The organism is Chitinophaga sp. (genome assembly GCF_039596155.1).
GTDB lineage: Bacteria > Bacteroidota > Bacteroidia > Chitinophagales > Chitinophagaceae > Chitinophaga.
In genome coordinates this window covers 1-22,882 of the sequence record NZ_JBCNKF010000031.1, presented here as the reverse complement: position 1 = coordinate 22,882, position 22,882 = coordinate 1, and the positions used below count along the sequence as shown (strand labels likewise).

Here is a 22,882-nt window from a genome sequence, read left to right as displayed (position 1 = left end):
ACCCTTTTTCTTTGATCCAAAAAATATCTATGTCATAATTACACCCATTCGAGAAAGCATTTATACCCGAGTACTTATATGTTCGTATTCCCAATCACAACTGTTTAAATAACAAGTTGAAGTCTCTATACTTAATATTATTCTTCCTCACGGTAGGAAGCCTGGTAACCTATGCGCAATTGCAACGTAGTACCTCGCTGCCCGGTGCCCCTGGTAAAGGACCCATAGTTGCATTCCCCCGTGGTATTAAGCAATCTTCCGGCGAAGTGTCGTATTTATTAGTAACTGACACCGCTGGCAATATTACCCTGATGCCTTTGTTCGAAAATCAGCACTATGATACTATTACCCGGCCCCGCCCCCCCCGCAAGCCTTTTATAAAGGTGCATGGGAATGTTATGTATGACTATTACTATCAATCCGGCGTTGATACCCCTTATCAGCAAAAAGATATTTACCAGCATACTGTACAAACTTACCTTGACCTTACTATCAGGGATCAGTACCCGGTACGTGTCGGGTTTACTACTGCGAGAGGAAACTCTGCCCTGTTCAGGAATATCACGGGGCTGAACATGCAATATACCAGCCGTGACTTTAAGAATATGCTATGGGAGAAACTGCAGAACTGGGATGTATCCCGCTATACAAAGATGCAGGACCTACAATACGAAAAGCGATCATTAGACGCTGAAGCATTAAAGCTAAATCAGCTAAGAGCTGATGTTGACGGTCCTGCCGCCATCCAGCGCCGTGTAGAGGCCAAAGAACGTGCACTATATGGCAGGAAACCCAGCCTCAATTTGGATTCACTGCCCAACCCTGATCTCAAACCGGCGTTACAATACAAGTCACCGCTGAATCTGCCGTCTGATAGCTCATTAGAAGATGAATATATTGCTAAAAAGCACCAGATAGATTCTCTTGAAAAAAGATGCAGAAAACTGGATAGCCTTTACCGTTTACATCAATCCCAGCTAGGTGATGTAAATGGTGACCTGCTATCAAAACTTATGGCCAGCCGTAATAACGAAGAACTGGCAGCAACATTACAAGAGATGAACCTCCCGGATACTATATTACCTAAAGGCTACAAAACCCTGCTCGCTATCCGGACAATTGGCCTGGGACGTACACTGGTAGATTACTCTGAACTAACTGCAAGGAATATCAGCATCCAGGGAGGACAGATCGAATATAACCCCTCCTGGTACGCTGCTATTGCAACAGGTGTCATCGACTATCGGTTCAGGAACTACATTGTAAATAACAATGGCCCCAGACAATACCTTTCATTATTTAGAGCTGGTTATGGTATGAAAGAAGGCAACCATCTCTATTTCACCTATTACATGGGTAAAAGACAACTCTACAACCTGAACACCGGTTCCGGTAACTCCGGTTCACCTGACTACAGCATCATGGGAATTGCCCTTGAAGGCCGCTGGCAATTAACAAAAAATATATTCTTTACCGGAGAAATGGCGAGATCTTCCCTTCCATATTATCAGGCAACTACCGATGAAGGGAAGGTGCAAAGCCTGCTGAAGTTCAGTGACCGGCGGAACGAGGCCTGGTCTGTTGGCGCCAGCACTTTCATTCCAGCTACTAAAACTAAGCTTACAGGTAACTACAAAATATTGGGTGCTGGTTTTCAGTCTTTCAGCCTGTATACGACCGGCTCAAAACAAATAGCCTGGAATGCAAGAATAGACCAGCCTTTCTTCAGGGAACAGCTACTGGTCACCGCAGCCATAAGGAGAAATGACTACACAAGTCAGTTCCAACAGGCCAATTATAATAGTAATACTATTTTCAAAACCATCCAGGCCACGTTGAGAATTAAACATTATCCTGTAGTCAGCGTCGGTTATTATCCAACTTCTCAGCTTACCAGACTGAGCGACGGTTCCATGATGGAGAATACTTTTTATACGTTGGTCGGTACTGTTAGCCATTTTTATAAAGTAAAGAAAGTAACCATGAACTCCATGCTATCGTACACCCGCTTTTATAACAGGATGACTGATAGCAGCTTCGTCTACTTTAATACAAAGAATATCCTGCTCAATCATACCATGTTCCTGGGACGCTTCACGGTACAAGGTACTGGCTCCGCGGCATTGAATAATGATTACAACCTGTATGGCGCAGATGGCAATGTACAATGTAAAGTACGTTCATGGCTGGATATAGGCGGCGGTATAAAATATAGTTATCAGACTGTCTACGAACTTCGTCAGGTAGGCTACACTGCTAGCTTCCGGGTAAATATCCCTTACTTCGGACAGGTTGAAATGATGACGGACAAAGGCTTTATACCCGGCGCTCAACGGCGGCTGGTTTCAAATAATACAGGCAGAATTACCTATACTAAAATATTCTAAATGAGACGTTTCATCCTGATAGCTTTGGTAATGCTATCCTTACGCGCTGCTGCACAAGTGAGTATGACGGTGCAGTTGCCTCCAACAGGTGTTATGCAGAAAGCCCAGCTGTGGAATATCCTGCTGGTGTCTGCATCTACATCCCCCATATTGGTACAGGTAACGTTACGTGTTACCGATGCCCGTACTAACCAGCCGGTATTAACAGGCGCATCCCGAACATTCATACTGAACAAGGGAGCCAGGCAGTTACAGGTAGGTGATGTATCGCCGGTTACCTACGAATATTTATCTCCTGCTGCCGATCGCAGTGCAAATGGTATGCTCACAGCAGGTAACTACATTGCCTGTTACAGCGTGATGAGGGGAATAGGGGATGCCTGGAGTGTAGTCGGGGAAGACTGCCTGCCTTTCGCGGTAGAACCCGTTAGTCCTCCGATTTTAAATGCACCCGCCAATGAAAGTACCGTGGAAGAAAATTTACCACAATTCAGTTGGATACCACCTGCACCACAGGCAATCTTTAGTGATCTGAACTACGATTTTACCATCGTTGAATTGCGTAACGGGCAGTCTGCCGCAGAAGCAATGCAACAGAATATACCCGTATATCGTGCTGCACATAATAAGAATATGTTTCTTAACTACCCCGCCTCAGCAGTACAATTAGACACTGCTAAAAAGTACGCATGGACCGTGATTGCGAATAATGGGAACCAGTTTGCCGCACAGGCAGAGATCTGGACATTTAAATTGAAAAGTGTACATCCTGAAAAAACATTCATAGAAGAAGCCGCTTTTGTACAGTTAAAAAGGGGACTGGATGCACCGCTTATTACCTGTTCAGGCACCCTACAAATGAGCTATAGCAACGATGCTGATGATACTGCGGTGAAGTATGAAATTATTAAGCTGGATGAAAGTAAGAAGATTATTCAATCTGGCGTGCTCTCATTAAACCGTGGGCCGAATCAGCTCAAAGTAGCATTGAACAATGGTTTTGCTGCCGGACAATCGTACCTGTTTCATATCCTAAATGGAAGGCAGGAATACTGGAACACAAAATTTATTTACAATAAAAAATAAGAGCCCAAATGATCTTAAAACATGTCGCAGGAAGCAAGCGACTTATTGCTTCACTGATGCTTGTTGTGCTCTACATTGAGACAGTTATCCCATCCTATGCATTAGGCATGCCTATCGTACTGAGAAGAGCGGTGAAGCCAGCGGTGGTACCACTGATCCTGCATAAAGAAGAGAAAGCATTAAAGCCTGTTGCCACGAAAGCAGTGACGTCACTTACTACAAAAGCATCGATGTCTGCAAAGGGATCTATTGGCGGTCCTACCCAACCGGAAAGCCAGGCTTTCCACTCCGTAAACAGTGACAATACGGTCGACCTGTTTACAGGTGATTTCAGCTATAATATTCCGTTGCTGGATGTTGGCGGATATCCTCTGGCATTGGGTTACAATAGTGGTGTTGGCATGAGTGACGATGCGAGCTGGGTAGGCCTGGGCTGGAACCTGAATCCAGGTTCCATTACCCGTACGTTACGCGGTTTACCAGATGATTTCAGCGGGGCTGAATCTGTTACCAAAACAACGTCTGTCAAAGCAAATACTACTGTTGGTGCAAATGTGTCACTTTCACAGGAAGTACTCGGTTTGCCTATCACCAGTAAATTAATCAATATCGGCGCGTCCGCAGGAATTGTATATAATAATTACAAAGGTTGGGGAACATCTGCCGGCCTAAGCCCCAGCATCAACTCCGGCTCTAGTTCAATGGGTAAACTGACTGCTACTTTATCTATCACAAACAGTTCTATGGAAGGAGTGAGCGTTGACCCTAACCTGGAACTACAATTGTCCAATAAAGACCAGACATTGAATGGAAACCTGAACTTAAGCACTGGCTATAATTCAAGGTCGGGTTTGAAAAGCCTGGATTTAGGATTGGGGGTTCAGCAGTATAACACCGCGGGTAAGAACGCGAGGTCACATGCAGATAGAACCCTGATGTCTTTCGCCTATCCGGGCTATTTGCCCAGTCCGTCACTACCTTTTACAAATACCAACCTGACACTCACGGTGAAAGGTGGTACCGAGATTTTCGGTACCAATATCGCAGGTGCAATCACAGGTTACGTTACCGTACAAAGTATTGCCGCCGGCGACCGGATACAATCCTTACCTGCCTATGGTTACCTCAACTACCAGAAGGCTGGTAAGAATACCTCGGTATTACTGGATTTTAACAGGGAGAAAGATCTTCCTTACAAGGAAAAACCGGTTGTACCCAATATTGGTATACCTTCCTACACTTACGATGTATTTGGTATATCGGGGGAAGGAATTGGTGGGTCTTTCCGGGCTTATCGTAGTGATGTGGGACATGTATTTGACCACTACAGCAAAACCAGGTCCAATAGTGGAAATGTCAGCGCAGATTTAGGTATTCCTTCAATTGCACATGGTGGTGCGGATCTTACCTATACTTATTCTTACACCGAAACCGGCGAATGGAGCAAGAATAATAAGATGGCCGGCAAAACAGCATTCAGTAATTCGTATGGCACGTACGAAGCCTCTTATTTCCGTAATCCAGGTGAAATGACGGTAAACGATAAGGATTATTACAATAATCTTGGAGGAGATGATGTAGTGGCTGTTAATATCTATCACAAGGATAACAATGATCCTACTTTGCTGGCAAAGGATACCATCAATAGATTTAGTAATGCGACGTTTGTCGGCAAGCAGGCAATTAATAGCAGTACTTATAACAAGACGGCCAGGGATAAGCGTACACAGGTGATTTCTTATCTTACAGCAGCAGAGGCCAGTTTGGCTGGTTTCCCGAAGTATATTGAGAACTATGCTGAGAATGCCTACACTGCTAATGCATGTGCAGCTGAAATAATAGATACGGATAGTACCGCAATCGGCCTGACAGGTGAATATTTCACTGACAAAAATTTTGGAACTAGGTTATTCCGGAGAACTGATCCTGTGATCAACATGCTCACCAAGGCTGATTTCCAAAGAAGTACAACTGTTGAATTAAACAACAATTTTTCCGTTCGTTGGACAGGTCGTATCAAAGCGCCCGTAAGTGGTAAATACGCTTTTTATGTGAAGAGTGATGACGGATTTAGGTTGTTCCTCGATGGTGTCAATGTCAAATCAAACTGGAGTATTCATGACGTCACCACCGACACTGTGTATGTAAACCTGGTAGCGGGCGAGTTTTATACAGTGAGAATGGATTACTACCAGGAAGGAGGCAATACAGTGGCTACGCTGGAATGGTCGTATCCGTCACAATCCCGTACTGTTATTCCTCAAAAGTATCTCTATCCGCCAGCGTCAAATGATAACGTAAAGCAGGGTAATGTCACACTTGAAAAAAGAGTGAACAGTTTTCGACTGGATAACCACATTTCTGAAATCAACGTGCTCAACACGGGCGGACAGCGTTATGTATATGGTATTCCTGTATATAACCTGAAGCAAACAGAAACAACGTTTTCTGTTGACGAAGGCAAAGGTAGTCTGGCCACAGGCCTGGTAGACTACACCCCTGGTACAGACAACACAGTTGATAACCAGCAAGGGAATGATCATTATTTTTCGAGCGAGGTTACACCTGCATATGCCCATACATTCCTGCTGACAGCGGTATTGTCACCTGACTATAAAGATTTGACAGGAAACGGTATCACTGCAGATGATCCGGGCAATGCAATCAAATTTAATTATAGCAAGATAGCCGGCATTACCAATCCTTCTAACTGGCGGGCACCAATCGGTGTAAACAAGGCGAACTATAGCGAAGGTATGCGTACCGATAACCGTGATGGTAAGGGTAGCTATATTCATGGCCAGAAGGAATTATGGTATTTGAATTCTATTGAGTCCAAAACCATGATTGCAGTTTTTAAAATGAGCAAACGTGATGACTTACAGGAAATAGATGAAAATGGCGTAATGTCCGCAGGCAATGCCCGCAAGCTCGATGAGATCAACCTGTACACAAAGGCTGAGTTTATGAAGACGAATCCTAAGCCGCTGAAAACCGTCCATTTTAAATATTCTTATAAACTCTGTCCTGGTATTAACAGCAACAGCCCATCAGTAGGTAAACTTACACTTGATACCATTTATTTTACCTATAATAATAACAGGAAAGGCGAACGTCATCCGTATATATTCCACTATAATGCAGCGACTACGGCTTATAATAGTAAAAACGTGGATCGCTGGGGCGTATATAAGCCAGCTATTCAGAATCCTGCCCAGCTGAATAACAGTGATTACCCATATGCTATCCAGGATAGTACACTTGCCGCCACGAATGTTGCCGTATGGGCACTGGATTCAATCACACTGCCTGCTGGTGGTAGAATGAAAATTGATTATGAAGGGGATGACTATGCGTTTGTGCAGAACAAGCGTGCCGCGCAATTGTTTACAATCGCAGGGTTTACAAAAAACAGCCCTGACGTTAATACAAAGCTTACTGACCTCAGTCAGTACCTATACCAGGGTGGGAGTGATTTTCAATATATATCCGTGAATGTGCCAAGGGCAGTCAGCAGTAAACAGGAAGTAAGTAAGTGGTACCTGGATGGACTGAACAAAATTTACTTCCGTCTGTATGTGAACATGCCAGGTGATGAATATGGCAGAGGTGCAGAATATGTACCTGGCTATGCTTCGCTGGATACAAGTAGTTATGGCTACTTTAATGGCGGGAAAACGATCTGGATAAAAGTCAAAGCTATCAATAACAGCGGAGAAATTGGCCTGTCAGATAGCCGTTACAGCCCAATGACGAAGGCAGCACTCTCATTCCTGCGTTTAAATCTTGCTTCCAAAGCATATCCCGGTTCAGAAACAGGAGATAACATTAGTTGGTCTGACCTGATAAAGGTACTGGCATCCAGTGCCGGCAACATCCTGACTGCCATCTCCGGTTTTGATGATGGTGCACGTTCCAAGGGCTGGGCGCAGGTTGTCCAGACCGATCGTAGCTTTGTTCGCCTGAATAATCCTTATTTTAAGAAGTATGGTGGTGGTATTCGTGTAAAACGCATCACTATCTACGACTACTGGGATAAGATGACAGGCCAGAAACAGTCCAGTTACGGGCAGGAATATAACTACACCACTACCCGGACCGTCAATGGTAAGGAGGAAACGATTAGTAGTGGGGTAGCAGCCTACGAGCCGATGATCGGTGGTGAGGAAAACCCTTTGAGAGAGCCGATTGAATATACCCAGCAGGTGGCGGCTTTAGCACCGGTAGCCAGTGGCTATGTTGAAGCGCCTTTAGGAGAATCATTCTTCCCTTCTCCGACAGTAGGATATAGTAAGGTAAGAGTAAGAACCATCAACGCGAAAAATACCCGCTCCGCAAACGGATTTTCCGAAACCTGTTTCTACACTGCGTATGATTTTCCTACGCTGGTAGACAGATCTACGCTGGATAAAATCCGCTTCAAACCTTCACTGACCAACTTACTGCGTATAAACTCCCGTCATTATATAGCCGTCACCCAGGGCTTTAAAGTGGAGTTAAATGATATGCATGGTAAAAAGAAATCAGAAGCCACCTATTCAGAATTGGACGATAAGAAAGCAGTGACTGAAACTAAGTATAATTACAAGGTGGACAATGCGAATGCGGAATTCAAGCACCTGGATAATACGGTGATGGTAATGAAACCCAATGGAGATATAGATGAAGAGGCGGTGATAGGTAAGGATATGGAGCTGATGATGGATATGCGTCAGCAACGTTCCCTGAGTACATCTTATAATGCCCAGATAAACGGGGATATGTTTTATTTCGTATGGCCCCCTGTCTTGTTTATTCCCATGTTGCTGAATGTATACAACCGGGAGGAAACAGTTTTCCGTTCTTCAGCAGTTTCAAAGGTAATATATAGACATGGTATATTGGATAACGTGGAGGCAACTGACAAGGGAAGTACTGTAACTACCCGTAACCTTTTATACGATGCCGAAACAGGTGCCCCGATTTTGAACAGCACCCAGAATGAATGGGGAGACTCAATCTATACATTTACCTTACCTGCTGGCTGGGCTTATGATGGTGTAAGTGGTGCCTACAAGAATATAGATGTTGTACTTGATAGCATATATATTAACCAGGGACGTATCGCGAAAGGTATACCTACTGGTAGTAAGGTAACTGATTATTTTGCTGCGGGCGATAAAATCCTGATCTATTCAAGAGAGAAAACAGGTGGAAATGATTGTACCCCGGATATCGCTACTTTCCCTAAACCAGGCCTTATGTACGCAGTAGATGGAAATGTACAACGCGGGGGAGATCCTGATCTCTACTTTGTGGACGAAAATGGGCAGCCATTTACAGGGAATAGTGTGTCATTGAAAGTTTTACAATCGGGTAGAAAAAATCTAAGTGGATTCGTCAGCAATATTACATTGTTAGCCGACCCCCGTGTCAAACAGTCAACAGGTAAGTACAAGCTTTTAATAGATAATACTTCGAGGGTTGTTAATGCATCCGCCGTTGAATATAATGAGCTGTGGAAGGTAGCAGACAGTCATAAGGCAGGAACAGTAACGGCTTGCCTGCAGGGACCTAATGCACCTTATCCAGGCAATAGTACAAGCTGTACAACAACTACCTATTATAATCATCGGTATGCCAGGAGCTATACACCTGTATGTGCAACCGGATCATCAGCCGCTTACCAGGTGACATATGTCGTGGCAGCAAATACCTATTCTTCATCCATCAGCCAGGACAGTGCCGACGCAAAAGCATTAAGAGATCTGGCACAAAATGGGCAGACTTATGCAAATACACATGGTAACTGTGTGGCGAAGGATTCTATTCGAATCGTAGTAGGCGCAGGTTCATTTGCCTCAACAAATAACCAGGCATCCTTAGATATAAGTGTAATAGACGGTACAGGTAAAGTAGTCGCCAGTGCTACTGCTACCAGGTCGTCTTCAGCCTCGGTCAACAAAAAGATTGAATATATTCCTCCTTACACCGTTAGGTTCAAATCAAGTCTGATACCTGCCAGCTATAGCATCAATTCTACTGTTGCAAAGGATGGAGTTCTTCAGGCCGACCAGACGCTTGAATTTCTGAATTTATATTTCAGCGGGGATATTAACGTCTCTCTTGGTAACCTATGATGATTTGAATAAGACATTATATATATGAAAAGATATCTCTCTATACTTATTTTCAGCCTCCTGGTAGCCGCTCCCGGCTATCAGGCCCAGGCACAGTCTTCCGGTTGTGCCTGCGAATGTCTGAAACCACTTTTTGACTACCTGATCGCTTCAAACAGGTTGTTCACCAAGGAGTCTGATCACATCCTGCTCTCCAGCCTGATCGCAGATGCCAATGTGGCCGGCTACGCGGTATCCGGTAGTGGCTGTTCGATTCTTACGAGTAATATCAACCGATATTTCTATGCCCTGACAACAGCCACCAACGGCACCCAATACAGGGCGCAGATGGGAGATTGCTCCGTTGTACTGAAGTCAGCCAGCGGTAATATTACCTTTTCTTCACTGAAAAGCAGGGATTGTGGTAACACAGGTACAGTCACCTACAGCAACGGTCGCCCGGTAAATAAAAAATACAAGGTGACGCGCTCCGCAAACGTAAACTATATTTTAGCCGCCAGTAATATTTTCCCTTCAGTTACTACCTATCCAACAACACAGTTGGATAGCACCGCTGCTTACATGCGTACGGCTTATGCTTCAAACAGCAGCCGCTACAAAATCGCAACAACATTTGCGATAGATAGTGCGGTCAATATTCCTGACAATGCAATTGTACTGTCTGCTAATCTGTACCTCTATGCATACCCGGCAGGTTTTAACGCGTCAGCCTATACCAATGCGCACTCCCTGTATACTGCCAGCAATCCTCAACCCATTGCAACAATATATCGTCGTTCTGCTGCGTGGAATTATCAAACCACAGGAAGTACTTTACTGACCGGAAGTGTAACTGATTCAACTTCTATCGTAGCCGAAACGGCCAAACAGGACTTCCAGATAGATATTAAAAACTGGTTTTCTTCCAGCAGAAGGTCACTGGATTATGGGATTACACTGGTAAATACAAAATTACTTCCTACGACCGTCCCAACAGATACAACTACGCTATACGCTACTTTCTGCTCGGAAAAATATACAGCAGATACCAGCAAGCGCCCATACCTGGACATCACCTGGGCACTCCCATCTGATACCGGGGTAGTCGCAAATTTGTACATTGACAGTTGCTACACCTGTAATTATCAATCCTCTGGTATTTGTTACAGCGCCATCACCGACACAAGTGTCAATCCATATTTATATGGCGTAGCAGGTAACTGGCGCCCATATCGTTCATATGGTTTTTATAATCCACGAGCCGAGATAAATACCAATAATGCTACCAATACCCGCACAGATGGTACCGTGAGCAATTTCCTTTCCTTCTGGCAATTAGTGAATGGCAAATGGCAGCCACAGGATACAGCTGTATCAAGATGGGTTTGGACAGCACAAAGTACCCTTTTTAATGAGAAAGGTGCAGAGATGGAAAATGTAGATCCACTTGGCAGATATACTGCCGGATTATACGGTTTCCAGGATGCACTCGCCACGGCTGTTGCACAGAATGCGCGCTATCGTGAAGTTGCCTTTGACGGCTTCGAAGATTATAATTATGTGGGTGGTGCATGTGATAATGTATGTCCTGTAGCACGTAGCTTCGATTTCTCTACCTATAAATCTTATTTCGATACTACCATTCAACATACCGGCAATTACAGCCTTCGCCTGGACAATATAAAGGTAGCAAGTATCACCAGCGATGTATCAGTGGATGATCCTTCATTTGGCATAGCTATCAATGCTGCTGCCAATAATTGTGGGGGCACTGACAGTATACTGAAAAGTATACGGTTAGGTAAAGAAGCGCTGTTGCCGGCCTTCTCGCCACTGGCTGGAAAGAAAATACTTGTCGGTGCCTGGGTGAAAGAATCCGGGCAATGTAATGGCATTGCTTATACAGGCAGCCAGATCGATATAGCGCTTTTAAATAATGGTACCGTAGCATCAACCATCACGGGTACTCCATCTGGTAATATTATCGAGGGATGGCAACGCATTGAAATGATCCTGGATGTACCTGCCACAACTACACAGCTCATGATCAGCCTGAAGAACACAGGTAGTAACACTGTATACTTCGATGACATCCGCGTGCATCCATACAATGCGAACATGAAATCTTATGTATACGACGAATCTTCACTTCGCCTGATGGCTGAACTGGATGAGAACAATTATGCTACGTTCTACGAATACGACGATGAAGGTGGATTGATTCGTGTGAAGAAGGAAACAGAGAGGGGCATCATGACTATCAAGGAATCCAGAAGTGCAATGCTCAACAAATAGTCTCAAATTATTGCAGATATGAAACGTATTTTATTATTGATATGGGCCATGTGCTTCCTGTTGGGGTTACATTCCCTCCAGGCACAGGATCAGGCAGCGGTAGAAGATGCGGTGGCGTCTTTGAAGTATATCAGGGAAGCGGGTAAATCTTCTCCCTATGGCTTTGACATAAAATATACCTACGCAAATGAAAGTAAACCCGGTGTTATTTTAGACTCCCTGGACGGAAGTATAGCAATAGCAGGTAATCATTATTACTGTCGCATGGATAGCACAGAATCCATCCGGGCTGACCGGTATAATATTATTGTCTTTCATGAAGATAAACTGATGTTGTTGGCAATAGCCAGGTCTGATTCAGCAATTGATCCTATATCGAACATGCAGACTATGATCGTAAAATCCGGTGCTGAGAAATGTAACGTAAGTCGCAGGAAGTCTGTAAAGACCATCGATATTACATTTTTACCTGGAAGCCCCTGCAAGAACCTGGTTATGCAGATTGATACAGCCGTGCATCATTTACTGTCCGTTGAATACCTGCTGAAGTCTACATTGTTGCTGGATCCTGCTGCACAACAGGAGAATTCCTTACCAGCTGGTTATGATGAATATGCACTGGTGCGTACGACATTTTTCAACTACCACCCCCTGAAACTGGAAGAGAAGAGGTTTAAAGAAGAGCAGTACTTCTACAAAGAAGGCGCTGAATTTAAGCCTGCTAATGCTTTTAGCGATTATCAGGTCGTATTGTCAACCCCTAATTAATAAGTAAGAAGATGCAGATTTTGCTGAAATATACATACAGATGCCTCGCCCTGTTCCTGTTACTCTTTATGACAGCTACTACTTCCGCACAAAAGGTAGTTGTGTTGAACAAAGTGTTGGACGGGAGCAGGAATGAACTGGCACCGAATAACTTCATTAACGTCAGGGATGGCGGCTTCCTGGATGCAGATGCTTCGAAGCTGGATTCCAGGTATGCAGTGAGGAATCTTATTCACTTTCATATCAATGAATATTCCACACAGTTGTTACCTGACTCTTTTACAGCCATCGTAAAGGTTAGAATCACCTACAAACGGCCGGATGCCGCATACGATTCTCTCGAGCAGACGCTAGTTATTAACTACACCGATACAGCTACCTATACGAGTCGCAACAGCTTTGTATTTAATAACTCCCATGATGTAACAGTAAGAGTATTGGGGCTAACTATCACTCGTGAGAGTGCCAGGGTGATGAATGCCCTTTTACTGGAAAATGAAATGGAGGTTCGTGCGGTATATGCTATGGATTGTGTGAATGATGCGGTCAAATCGATCAGTTATGAGGACACGCCCAATACAGATTCTACAGATGAAGTGACCGTCAGCTGGACGCCTGTTGCAAGTGCCGATGAATATGATCTGGAATGGACTTTCATAGATTCGTCCGCATTATTATCCGGAAGATATGGGCCCGTGGCTCAACCTGATCCGGCGCTGGTCTTTAAGAACAATTCCTCGCGGGTAACGATCCCCGGGGATAACACCGGATATAAATATCGTATTCCCCTGATCTTCGAGGGTCCGGGTATCCTATTTTATAGAATAAGAGCGGTACAGGTACTGGAGAATGATTTTCGGAAAGAGACATTGTGGAGTTCCGACTTTGCAAATCCACTGACAGGATTTCCCTTTGTTGGTCACCAGCAGGCATTGAACTGGCAATCCAACATTGCATTTGCAGAAGAAGGTAAACGAAATGTAACGGTGAGTTACTTTGATGGAAGCCTGCGCAGCCGGCAGACTGTAACCAAGGATAATACAACCAATACGACAATCGTAGCGGAGAATTTATACGATTACCAGGGTCGGGAAGTGATCAAAGTGATGCCTGCGCCTACGTTAAATACAGTCATCAGGTATTCTGCAAATTTCAACCAGGGGTTAAATGGAGTGGCCTATGATAAAAGTTTGTATGACAACCTGGCTTCCCCTGCTGATTTTGCAACTGCAAGCGCCCCTGCAATGTCTACAGGTAGTGGTGCCAGCCAATATTATTCGCCTAACAACCCACTTGTGAACGAGGGTGTAAACAAATATATTCCCGATGCAGGTGGTTATGCCTTCACAGAAACCTCGTACACACAGGATGGAACAGGCCGGATCAGCCGGCAGAGTGGATTGGGTCCTGTATTCAAACTGGGTAGTAACCACGAGACTAAGTTTTATTACGCTTCCCCTGCCGACAATGACCTGAACGTACTATTTGGTACTGAAGCCGGCGACATCACGCATTATTTCAAAAATGGGGTGCAGGATGCTAATGGGCAGATGGCGATCACCTATGTAGATATGCATGGTCGTACGATTGCTACCGCATTAGCCGGCAAAGCTGACAGTGCTGATCTTGACAATCTTGAATCCAATGTAGAATTTAAGGTTGTGGATACGCTTTCGCGCGCCGGTAGTAACAGCGTGAATGGGATGGTACTGGAAAGTACCCGTGGTCTGCTGATCAGTGTTGATGGCCCGCAGTATACCCAATCTTTCAGGTACGCGCTGCAACCGCCGGTACTACGTAAGGCCTGTGGTACAGACACGATCTGCTATAATGGATTGTATGACCTGGAGATCTCAGTAACAGACGAGCTCAATCACCAGAATTACTATAAACTTGTCCGCAACTACAAGGCGGATTCGATTATAGCGACCTGTAACAAGCCAGATTCAATTGTGCTGGCCTTTACCTTACAGTTACCCAAAGGTAGTTACCAGGTGACTAAGCGACTAACGGTAAGCAGGGCTGCACTGGAATATTATCGTGACAGCATTTACCTGAAACAGCAATGTTTAAAGACACTGAACGAATTTATCCAGTCACAACGCAACCTTGTCAGTAACACCGATTGTACGCCTACCTGTGCAGGATGTCGAGCAGCAATAGGAGACTGGATCACTTTCAAGTCGAACTATGGCGGTGATTCCACAGCTGCTCTCACTGCTTACAATGAAGCATTAGCTGCCTGTGATGCGCTCTGTGGTACGACCTCTCCGGTCACAGAAAAGCTGGATATCCTGCTGGCAGATGTTACAGCTCCTTCTGGTCAGTATGCTACGTTGAGCGATTCAGCGTATGCTTATAGTATCTTTTATCATAAAACTGATTCGCTGCCTAAATACATGCTTCCGACAATTACCTACCTGGATGAAAATGGTCTGGTGGATAGTGTATATGATGAAGCATCAGGAGCGTATGTTCGTCCGCAAGCATTGTCCCCTGAGGCATTTGCTGAAAACTTCAAACCTTCGTGGGCAAAAGCACTGGTACAATTCCACCCTGAGTACTGTCGTTACCTGAAATATACTTCTTATGAAAAGGCATTACAATGGGACAGGAACTTTGAAGGAATTGAAACCTATGCCGAAGCGCTTGATAAAGGTTATCTCAATCCAATAGGGGATGGGGTGTCATTCCCTTTTAAAGTGGTGACAGGTAATGTAGACCCGCTGTCAGCGATGATATCGTTAAAAAGTAAATTAGAGAACTATACAGGCGGCACTGGTAACAATGCATTGTCCTTATACAGTGTAGCGGCGATCATGACAAAATGTACAGATTTAACCGCCAGCTGTGCGTCTACGTATAATACCCCTGCTAAAGCCTTTTCTTCGGGTTTATGCGCGGGTGATCTGGATATGATCTGGCGTAACTTCCGTAGCTTATATCTTGCCTACAAAGATCACATAATAGACAGCCTTGTGATGGCGGCAAATTGTACGCCTACCACCAACCAGCTGATGGCTGATACAAAAACTCCGCGGTTTATGGATGCTGCCAGTGCATTGAGCACGGCAGGTTACGGTTACCTGGGTAGTGGAGACACCACGAAGGTAAAAGACTCGGTGAAGGTGGATGTGCAGGCGAGCTATGCTTCCAATTGTAATAGTTATATCAATACCTGGATCAGGCAGTTAACCGCTTCCTGTACCTATTATGATACAGCCGATCTGAGGGCCAAAGTCATACCGCAGCTGAAGGCCATCTGCATGGCGGGTTCAGACGAGCATCATCTGTTTGGCTCGAGCAGCACGCCATCAGGAGACAACAGTTTTCAGAAAGTGATAGCCGCCTATAACAAGGAGAAAGGTATTACCGATAATGTGAATTGTAACGGCCTGCTGATCACTGCTCCAGGGGCTTATGATAAGCAGCGGGCTTATTATGATGAGGTAACCTATGCAAAGCCGACCGATTGTGAATGTGAGAAGTTACGCGTACTGAAGGTTGAATACCAGTCATTCAAAAAGTCAACAGATACATCATTGACGGTATACCTGAACCGTACGCGAGGCACGTCATTAACAGAAACGCAGGTAAGATTAATACAGCAGGCATGTGATAGTGCTAAATCGGGTTGTACTTACCTGTCCTCACCGGTGACGATCCCACCATTGATACAGTGTAATACAGCGCCTGCCTGTACAAGTTGCCAGGAGTTCTCCACCCTGTATGCAAGCTACAATGCTACCTATCCGGGTCTTGCACCGGCTTATGAGGATACCAGTAGTCAGCAGCAACAAAAGAACAAGCTGTTTGCAGCGTATATGAACAATGCAACAGGGTATAATTACCAGGCCTGGCAATATCTTGCCTTCAGGGATACCTGTGCGTTATCTCAAATGACGGATTCTGTAGCAGTATGCACCACCGCCAATACTGGTTCTACACTCCAGACCTATACCAGGAATGGATCCAGTAGCGTCTTTTACGATATTATCAATACAGCAGATAACGGTATGCTGCTCGCAGGGCAAATCAAAAACGCTTCGGGGAATTACGACGCATATCTTGTAAAAACAAATCCTTCAGGGCAGGTAAGCTGGGCAAAGACGTATGGTAAAGATGGTAACGACTACTTCAACAAGATCCGCGTTACTGGGGATAGTGGCTATATTGCCCTTGGAACGACGGGCGTGGGAGAGATCAATTCCGCATTTATAGTCAAATTACAGCCGAATGGCGATACGACCTGGAGTAAAGTCCTTAATGACAGCAGGGGTATAACCGGACAGGATATCATACAGACAGACAGTGGATACGTGATGGCGTTAAGACATGATACCCGTAACCGCGTGAATGGTCTGATGGTGTCATTGAAACCTAACGGAGACGTCCGCTGGGCACATATACTGGATCTGAAAGGAACAGGTAATGAGGGCTATTCAATCGTTCAGGATAAGGACACGCTGGTGATGGTGGGATGTTCCTTTGCCAAAATTTTCGGTACTACCATGTATAATATGGTAGTAGCTAAACTGTATTTATCAACGGGTAACCTGATTCCTAATTCTACCATTATTTATAACAAGCAGTCCCAACGGGCAGAAGCTGGTTATTCTGCGCAGTTATTTAAAACATCGAAAGGATTTTTATTCAACTTTACAGCGACCTTTTGGGCATCAGGTTCTCAACCTCAGACGAATGCCAATATCGTTGTAGGAATCAATAAAGCAGGCAATATCCTGTTTTCAAAGCAGTTCAGGAACCCTTTTGGGGTGCTTCCAACGCAGTGGATGCCGATAGCGCCCACCTCGGATGGAGGTATGCTGGCGGTACAGAATTATAGCACGAACCCTGCCCGTGTGTTATGGCAAAAGTTAGGCCCTGATACTAACATGGAATGGGCTGATATGATCAATACCAGTGTCAAAACAGACATCCATGGAGTGATCGAGCGCCCTGATGGCACGTATGCAACAATAGGTAATTATGGTGATTCCAGCATGCTGATGATCAGTAAAGGAGTCAATAAAGCCGGTTGTCTGGATAGTTTGTTTGCAAGTGGGGTAGATAGTGTAGGTATGGATGTCAACAGGACTACCACGTGGACGTCAGATTCAAGTTATTTAATTTCAATTAAGAACAACGGTTATCTTTCGAATTATCCTGCCACGGTAATTGATTTGACAGGTAATATAAACCGTGCTTTAATAAGTTGTTCTTACCCAACATGTACGACCATTCATAACGGTCCATTGTTATGCGGTAATACTACGCCTGTATTTACCAGTGCCAGACTGGATAGTACCAATAGTTGTACGGATGCAGAAAACCATGCTGTGATGGCTGGAACTGAACAGTATAAGGCCTATCGCGATTCAATTTCCGACACATTTGGGAATGAATATCTTGACATGGCTTTAGCAGGAGGCCAGCGTGAGATATTTACGCTGACTTATACAAGTAGTGAGTATCATTATACATTATATTATTATGATCAGGCAGGGAATTTAATCAAAACGATTCCACCTGCAGGTGTGGTGATAGATCGTTCTGATGCGTGGGCGAATAAAGTAAGGTTGGCTCGTGCGAACCGTACCTTGCTGGTACCAGCACATAGGATGGCAACGGAATATAGGTACAATACACTCAATAAGATTACTTCAAAGAAAACACCAGATGGAGGTATTACAAGTTATTGGTACGACCGTCTTGGTAGGGTTGCATTTACTCAGAATTCAAAACAAATAGGAGAAAACAAATATAGTTACACCCAATACGATGTATTAGGTCGTACAAAAGAGGTTGGTGAGATCACAAGTGCTGTGGCTATGAATGATGCCATCAGCCGGGATACAACAAAAGTAGCGGATTGGTTATCAGCGGTTAAGTCTACAAGAAAAGAAATTGCGGTGACTAATTATGATGTTACGTATGATTTTTTACCATCAGAGTACCTAGTACCTCAGAATCTGAGAAATCGTGTGTCTTGGATGGCACGCTTTGATGATGCAGCTGCGCTGGATGCGATGGGCTTTTCAGTTGCAACTTTCTATAGTTATGATATACATGGTAATGTTAAAACGCTATTACATGACTATAAACAGGGTGCTTTAGGAAGGTATGGAAATCGTTGGAAGAAGATTGGGTACAGTTATGACCTCATTAGTGGTAAAGTGAATTGGATAGGCTATCAACCTAATCAGAAGGATGCATTCTATCACCGTTACCGTTATGATGCATTAAACCGGCTGACGAATGTAGAAACCAGTCATGATAGTGTTTTCTGGGAAAATGACGCATATTATCAATACTACAGGCATGGAGCGCTAGCCCGTGCAGTAATCGGGCAGCAGCAGGTACAGGGGATGGATTACGCTTATACGATTGAAGGGTATTTGAAAGGTATAAACAGTACTGCAGTAATGCCAGACTTTGATATTGGAGGAGATGGTGCAGTAGGTAGTCTTGTAGCAAGAGACTTATTAGGTTATAGCTACCATTATTACGGCAATAAGGATTACACTCCAATTAATTCATCTATTACACCATTTGCTGCTGGTGTTGGCATCAAGAAATTATATAATGGTAATATTGCCGCAATCAGCCAAAATATGCCTTCAGTAGGTCCTGCTTTCGAGTATACCTACTCTTACGATGTTTTAGGACGTCTTAGGAGTATGACAGCCAATAAAGGACTGGACAGCGTAAAAAACTCTTGGACGAATGCTTTTACTGCGCTTCCTGATTTTCAGGAAAATATCAGTTACGATGAAAATGGTAACATACTGAAATACAAACGTAATGGTAATAACTCTTTTGCCGGATCTCAATTGGTTATGGATTCATTATTCTACAACTACCGTCCCAATACTAATAGACTTACGTATATTAAAGATACTGTAAATGCAAGTAGGTATGGGAATGATATTGATAATCAAGGATATGATAACTATAATTACGACAGTATTGGTAATATCGTTTCTGACCGTAGAGCTGGTGTTGATAGTATCATATGGAATGCCTATGGGAAAGTATCCAAAATATATAAACATGACACTACTGCTATTATCTATCAATATGATGTGACTGGAAATCGAACCAGCAAAGGCATAATTAACAAAGCAAATGATACAACTCAAATATGGTATGTACGTGATGTTACCGGGAATATTCTGAGTGTGTATACTTTCAATGATATCTTGGTTAATAGAGGTCAGTTAAGTCAGATTGAGACAAACCTGTATGGTAGTGGTCGCTTAGGTATAAATACATTGGCTACCAATGTGCAGGATCAGATATTATCTCCGGTTACAAATCTGACGGGATTAGGTAGTGGAAGAAATGTTACCTTTACGAGAGGAAAGAAGTTCTTTGAATTGACCAACCAACTGGGGAACGTCCTTGCTACAGTATCAGACAAGAAACTAGGTGTATCCGACAACAACTCTACTATAGATCATTATAACCCAGTTATTATATTTGCTCAGGATTATTATCCATTTGGTATGTTAATGCCTGGCAGGGGGGGCCATATTGGAACTGGTAAGAATATATTATCCAGCATTTTCAAAAACGGAGCTAAAGTTCCTCCAACGTTGACACTCACTCAGCGTACAGATAATCTGCCTGCTACATATATGGCAACAGAATCTATTGTATTTGAAAGTGGGTTTGCGAGTGGGGTCAGTGATGAATTTAGCACTTTAATAGTAGATCAGTCTAACGCAGATGCTGGTAGTGATAATGGAGTTAGTTATGGTATAACTGCCAAGGGATATCGATATGGGTTCAATGGACAGGAGAGAAGTGACGATATTGCCGGCGAAGGAAATCATAATACAGCAGAGTATTGGGAATTTGATACCAGAACTGGTAGAAGATGGAATTTAGATCCCGAACCTAATACTGGTATTAGTGAATACAGCGGCTTAAATAATAATCCAATATTTTACACTGATATTTTAGGTAACGAACCCGACCCGCCTGGGTTCTGGTCCTTCTACAAAAAGACTGCAATGGCAGTTCTCAAACCAATGATACCAATACTTGAAGCTGGCCTTAGTATAGATAATGCAATAGTTAGTTATCGTTTACCTACAGGAGAAGAATACCTGAACGGTGTTAATCAACGATTTTCATACATGAAGTGGTCTGCTTTCGGTTCGATAAACGGAATTAAAATGCAGTTTGGTTTTCGAAGTATTCCTGCAGAGAATTTTGATTTAGATCCTACGCAGACAGGTTATTACAATACCGCAACTAGCGTATTTAGTAGTGCACCGACATTTGAATTGCCTGCTCCCATGGCTCCAAAGTTAACAATGGCCACTGAAAGAACGATTCAGGCCGTGAGTAGTAATTTGGAAATTAAAATTAGCAATATGGTTCTTGCTAAGGGAGCCAATAAGAGTCAGGGAAATAATAGCGCTAATAGAAGCACTTCAAACGATGAGGATGGCGTACAAAGGGAATCTATTAAAGGTTGGATTGGTAAAGATTTATATAATAAGAAAGGTTTTGTTGGTCAGGACCGTAACATGATGAAGGCATTCGAAGAGGCATTGTCGAAGGGTTGGGCAAGATCACAGGGAGAGGCAGGAATCAAATTTTTGTCAGGTGCTGGCAAAAAAGTTGGAGGGACAAACTACCATTATGAATTAAAGACAGGAGTTGGTAGTCAATATGGTTCTTACCGCCTTTATGGTAACATGGACAGTTATATTGAAAACGGTAAAGAAATACCTATCATTAAATTTGTAGAGGGAAAAAAAGACCATTAGAATTATGTATCCAAAACTTAAAGAAATACAGAAAATTATTAGAGATAATTTTAGCGTAAATTATTTGAAACTTGAACTGTTCAAATATTTATCGGAAATGGAAGATATTTATGGAATTGCTAAAATAGATCAGGGTTATGAATTGCTGATTTTTAATATGACATCTAATGAAAGCGAACTATGTAAGATTTTGTTAAATGACAATCTTACAATTTTACAATATAAGATACTTTATGAGTACGATATTGATTTTTATTACCATGTCCATGTTGCTATTGGTAATTGTCAAAAGAGTGATGGAGGATTCACAACTGATAGATGTTTAGCATCATTTAAATTTAATTATAATTTAAATTTATATGATATTGAATTCTTGTTAGATGGGCGTTTTTTGCCTTAATTTGAAAAATAAAATTAACAGCTTAATAAATTTTGGTATCAGGAATGATGTTGCATTCCTGATACTTTGAAAATTGAAATTAGTCAATAATAATTGTTATGGTACAACAAAATGAAGTAATTCAAGAAACTTTAAAGGAGACTTTTGAAATAGGTAAAATGAAAAGCCAGCTTTTTGAATATCTATCTATAAAAGAAGATGGGATTAATACGATTAAAGCCACTATTGGATATGAGATTAGAGCGTACAACAATGGTCTGGGTAGGAGAGAACCTTATATTATCTCTTTACTTGATAAATTGACGATATTTATTTACAAAATAGTTGATGATTTGGAACTAGGATTTCAGTGTCATGTTTTTGTTGCTATAGGGGATTATCAAAAAAAAAGCAATCATTTTACAACTGACAAGTGTGTTGGTATTTTTAAGTATGACGGGGAATTAAATTTGGTGGAAATAGAATTTATTATGGAGGAGTTCTATAAACCTTGGTAATGTTTTCTTACGTACCTCTTTTACAGGTCTGTTTGTAGCAGCCATTCTTCATGCTGCTAATACAGTTTCTGTAGTTGTCATGCCTTTACTCATGGCTTATCCTATTATTTTCCTGTCAAACAGATTTATAATGACAGTAAGGTATAACCAACCGGATTTTTGTAAGAATGTATGTTATGTTGGAACCCCATTTGGGTGATGTTGACTTTACGGTACATTCCCCGTTTAAAATATTAGGCGACACTTCTTTGCCATTATCAGATCGGTAGTTTACACTTTAAATCCCGACAATTATACTGCGAATGCCATTTGACCTCATAATCCGGGCTACTCTTTGCCTTGTCACAAGCTTACAACTATAGTTACAAAAATGCATTTAATTTAGAGATGTTTGTATGGACAATCTTTCTCGTGGGGTTGGGGATATGGACATTATGGTCACCAAGGTTAGCTTTTATTTTTATTTTGATTTACTATTCATGTACTGCTATCTATAGATTCTTTATTTTAGAAATTGATATACTTTTGTATGTTCTGTGGCATATTATTTTTATCATTACTATGTGCT

The 22,882-nt window shown here is 42.9% G+C and carries 8 protein-coding genes; all 8 read left to right on the top strand.

Annotation, left to right across the window (positions count from 1 at the left end):
* Positions 1–116: 116 nt before the first annotated feature.
* The 8 genes from ABDW33_RS24840 (at position 117) to ABDW33_RS24805 (ending at position 22,314) form a co-directional block, all read left to right on the top strand.
* Complete coding sequence (locus tag ABDW33_RS24840; RefSeq protein ID WP_343692803.1) at positions 117–2,387, top strand: hypothetical protein; 2,271 nt, start codon at positions 117–119, stop codon at positions 2,385–2,387.
* Complete coding sequence (locus tag ABDW33_RS24835) at positions 2,388–3,473, top strand: hypothetical protein (RefSeq protein ID WP_343692802.1); 1,086 nt, start codon at positions 2,388–2,390, stop codon at positions 3,471–3,473. It abuts the gene before it with no gap.
* Positions 3,474–3,481: 8 nt separating this feature from the next.
* Positions 3,482–9,592 carry a PA14 domain-containing protein gene (locus ABDW33_RS24830; RefSeq protein ID WP_343692801.1) on the top strand — a complete coding sequence of 2,037 codons (6,111 nt, stop codon included), beginning with the start codon at positions 3,482–3,484 and terminating at the stop codon, positions 9,590–9,592.
* A gap of 24 nt (positions 9,593–9,616) precedes the next feature.
* A complete protein-coding gene (locus ABDW33_RS24825; RefSeq protein WP_343692800.1) occupies positions 9,617–11,866 on the top strand; it encodes a hypothetical protein in 2,250 nt (749 codons plus the stop codon).
* Positions 11,867–11,884: 18 nt separating this feature from the next.
* Positions 11,885–12,634 carry a hypothetical protein gene (locus ABDW33_RS24820; protein WP_343692799.1) on the top strand — a complete coding sequence of 250 codons (750 nt, stop codon included), beginning with the start codon at positions 11,885–11,887 and terminating at the stop codon, positions 12,632–12,634.
* An 11-nt stretch (positions 12,635–12,645) separates the two neighbouring features.
* On the top strand, positions 12,646–21,417 hold the full coding sequence (locus ABDW33_RS24815) for a hypothetical protein (RefSeq protein ID WP_343692798.1): 8,772 nt from the start codon (positions 12,646–12,648) through the stop codon (positions 21,415–21,417).
* A gap of 4 nt (positions 21,418–21,421) precedes the next feature.
* On the top strand, positions 21,422–21,817 hold the full coding sequence (locus ABDW33_RS24810) for a hypothetical protein (RefSeq protein ID WP_343692797.1): 396 nt from the start codon (positions 21,422–21,424) through the stop codon (positions 21,815–21,817).
* A gap of 98 nt (positions 21,818–21,915) precedes the next feature.
* On the top strand, positions 21,916–22,314 hold the full coding sequence (locus tag ABDW33_RS24805; protein WP_343692796.1) for a hypothetical protein: 399 nt from the start codon (positions 21,916–21,918) through the stop codon (positions 22,312–22,314).
* Positions 22,315–22,882 lie beyond the last annotated feature (568 nt).

What these genes read in the sequence shown, in the direction of transcription:
- ABDW33_RS24825 (WP_343692800.1), top strand. Translation starts at nt 9,617, where the DNA reads ATGAAAAGATATCTCTCTATACTTATTTTCAGCCTCCTGGTAGCCGCT.
- ABDW33_RS24810 (WP_343692797.1), top strand. Translation starts at nt 21,422, where the DNA reads ATGTATCCAAAACTTAAAGAAATACAGAAAATTATTAGAGATAATTTT.
- ABDW33_RS24815 (WP_343692798.1), top strand. Translation starts at nt 12,646, where the DNA reads ATGCAGATTTTGCTGAAATATACATACAGATGCCTCGCCCTGTTCCTG.
- ABDW33_RS24805 (WP_343692796.1), top strand. Translation starts at nt 21,916, where the DNA reads ATGGTACAACAAAATGAAGTAATTCAAGAAACTTTAAAGGAGACTTTT.
- ABDW33_RS24835 (WP_343692802.1), top strand. Translation starts at nt 2,388, where the DNA reads ATGAGACGTTTCATCCTGATAGCTTTGGTAATGCTATCCTTACGCGCT.
- ABDW33_RS24830 (WP_343692801.1), top strand. Translation starts at nt 3,482, where the DNA reads ATGATCTTAAAACATGTCGCAGGAAGCAAGCGACTTATTGCTTCACTG.
- ABDW33_RS24820 (WP_343692799.1), top strand. Translation starts at nt 11,885, where the DNA reads ATGAAACGTATTTTATTATTGATATGGGCCATGTGCTTCCTGTTGGGG.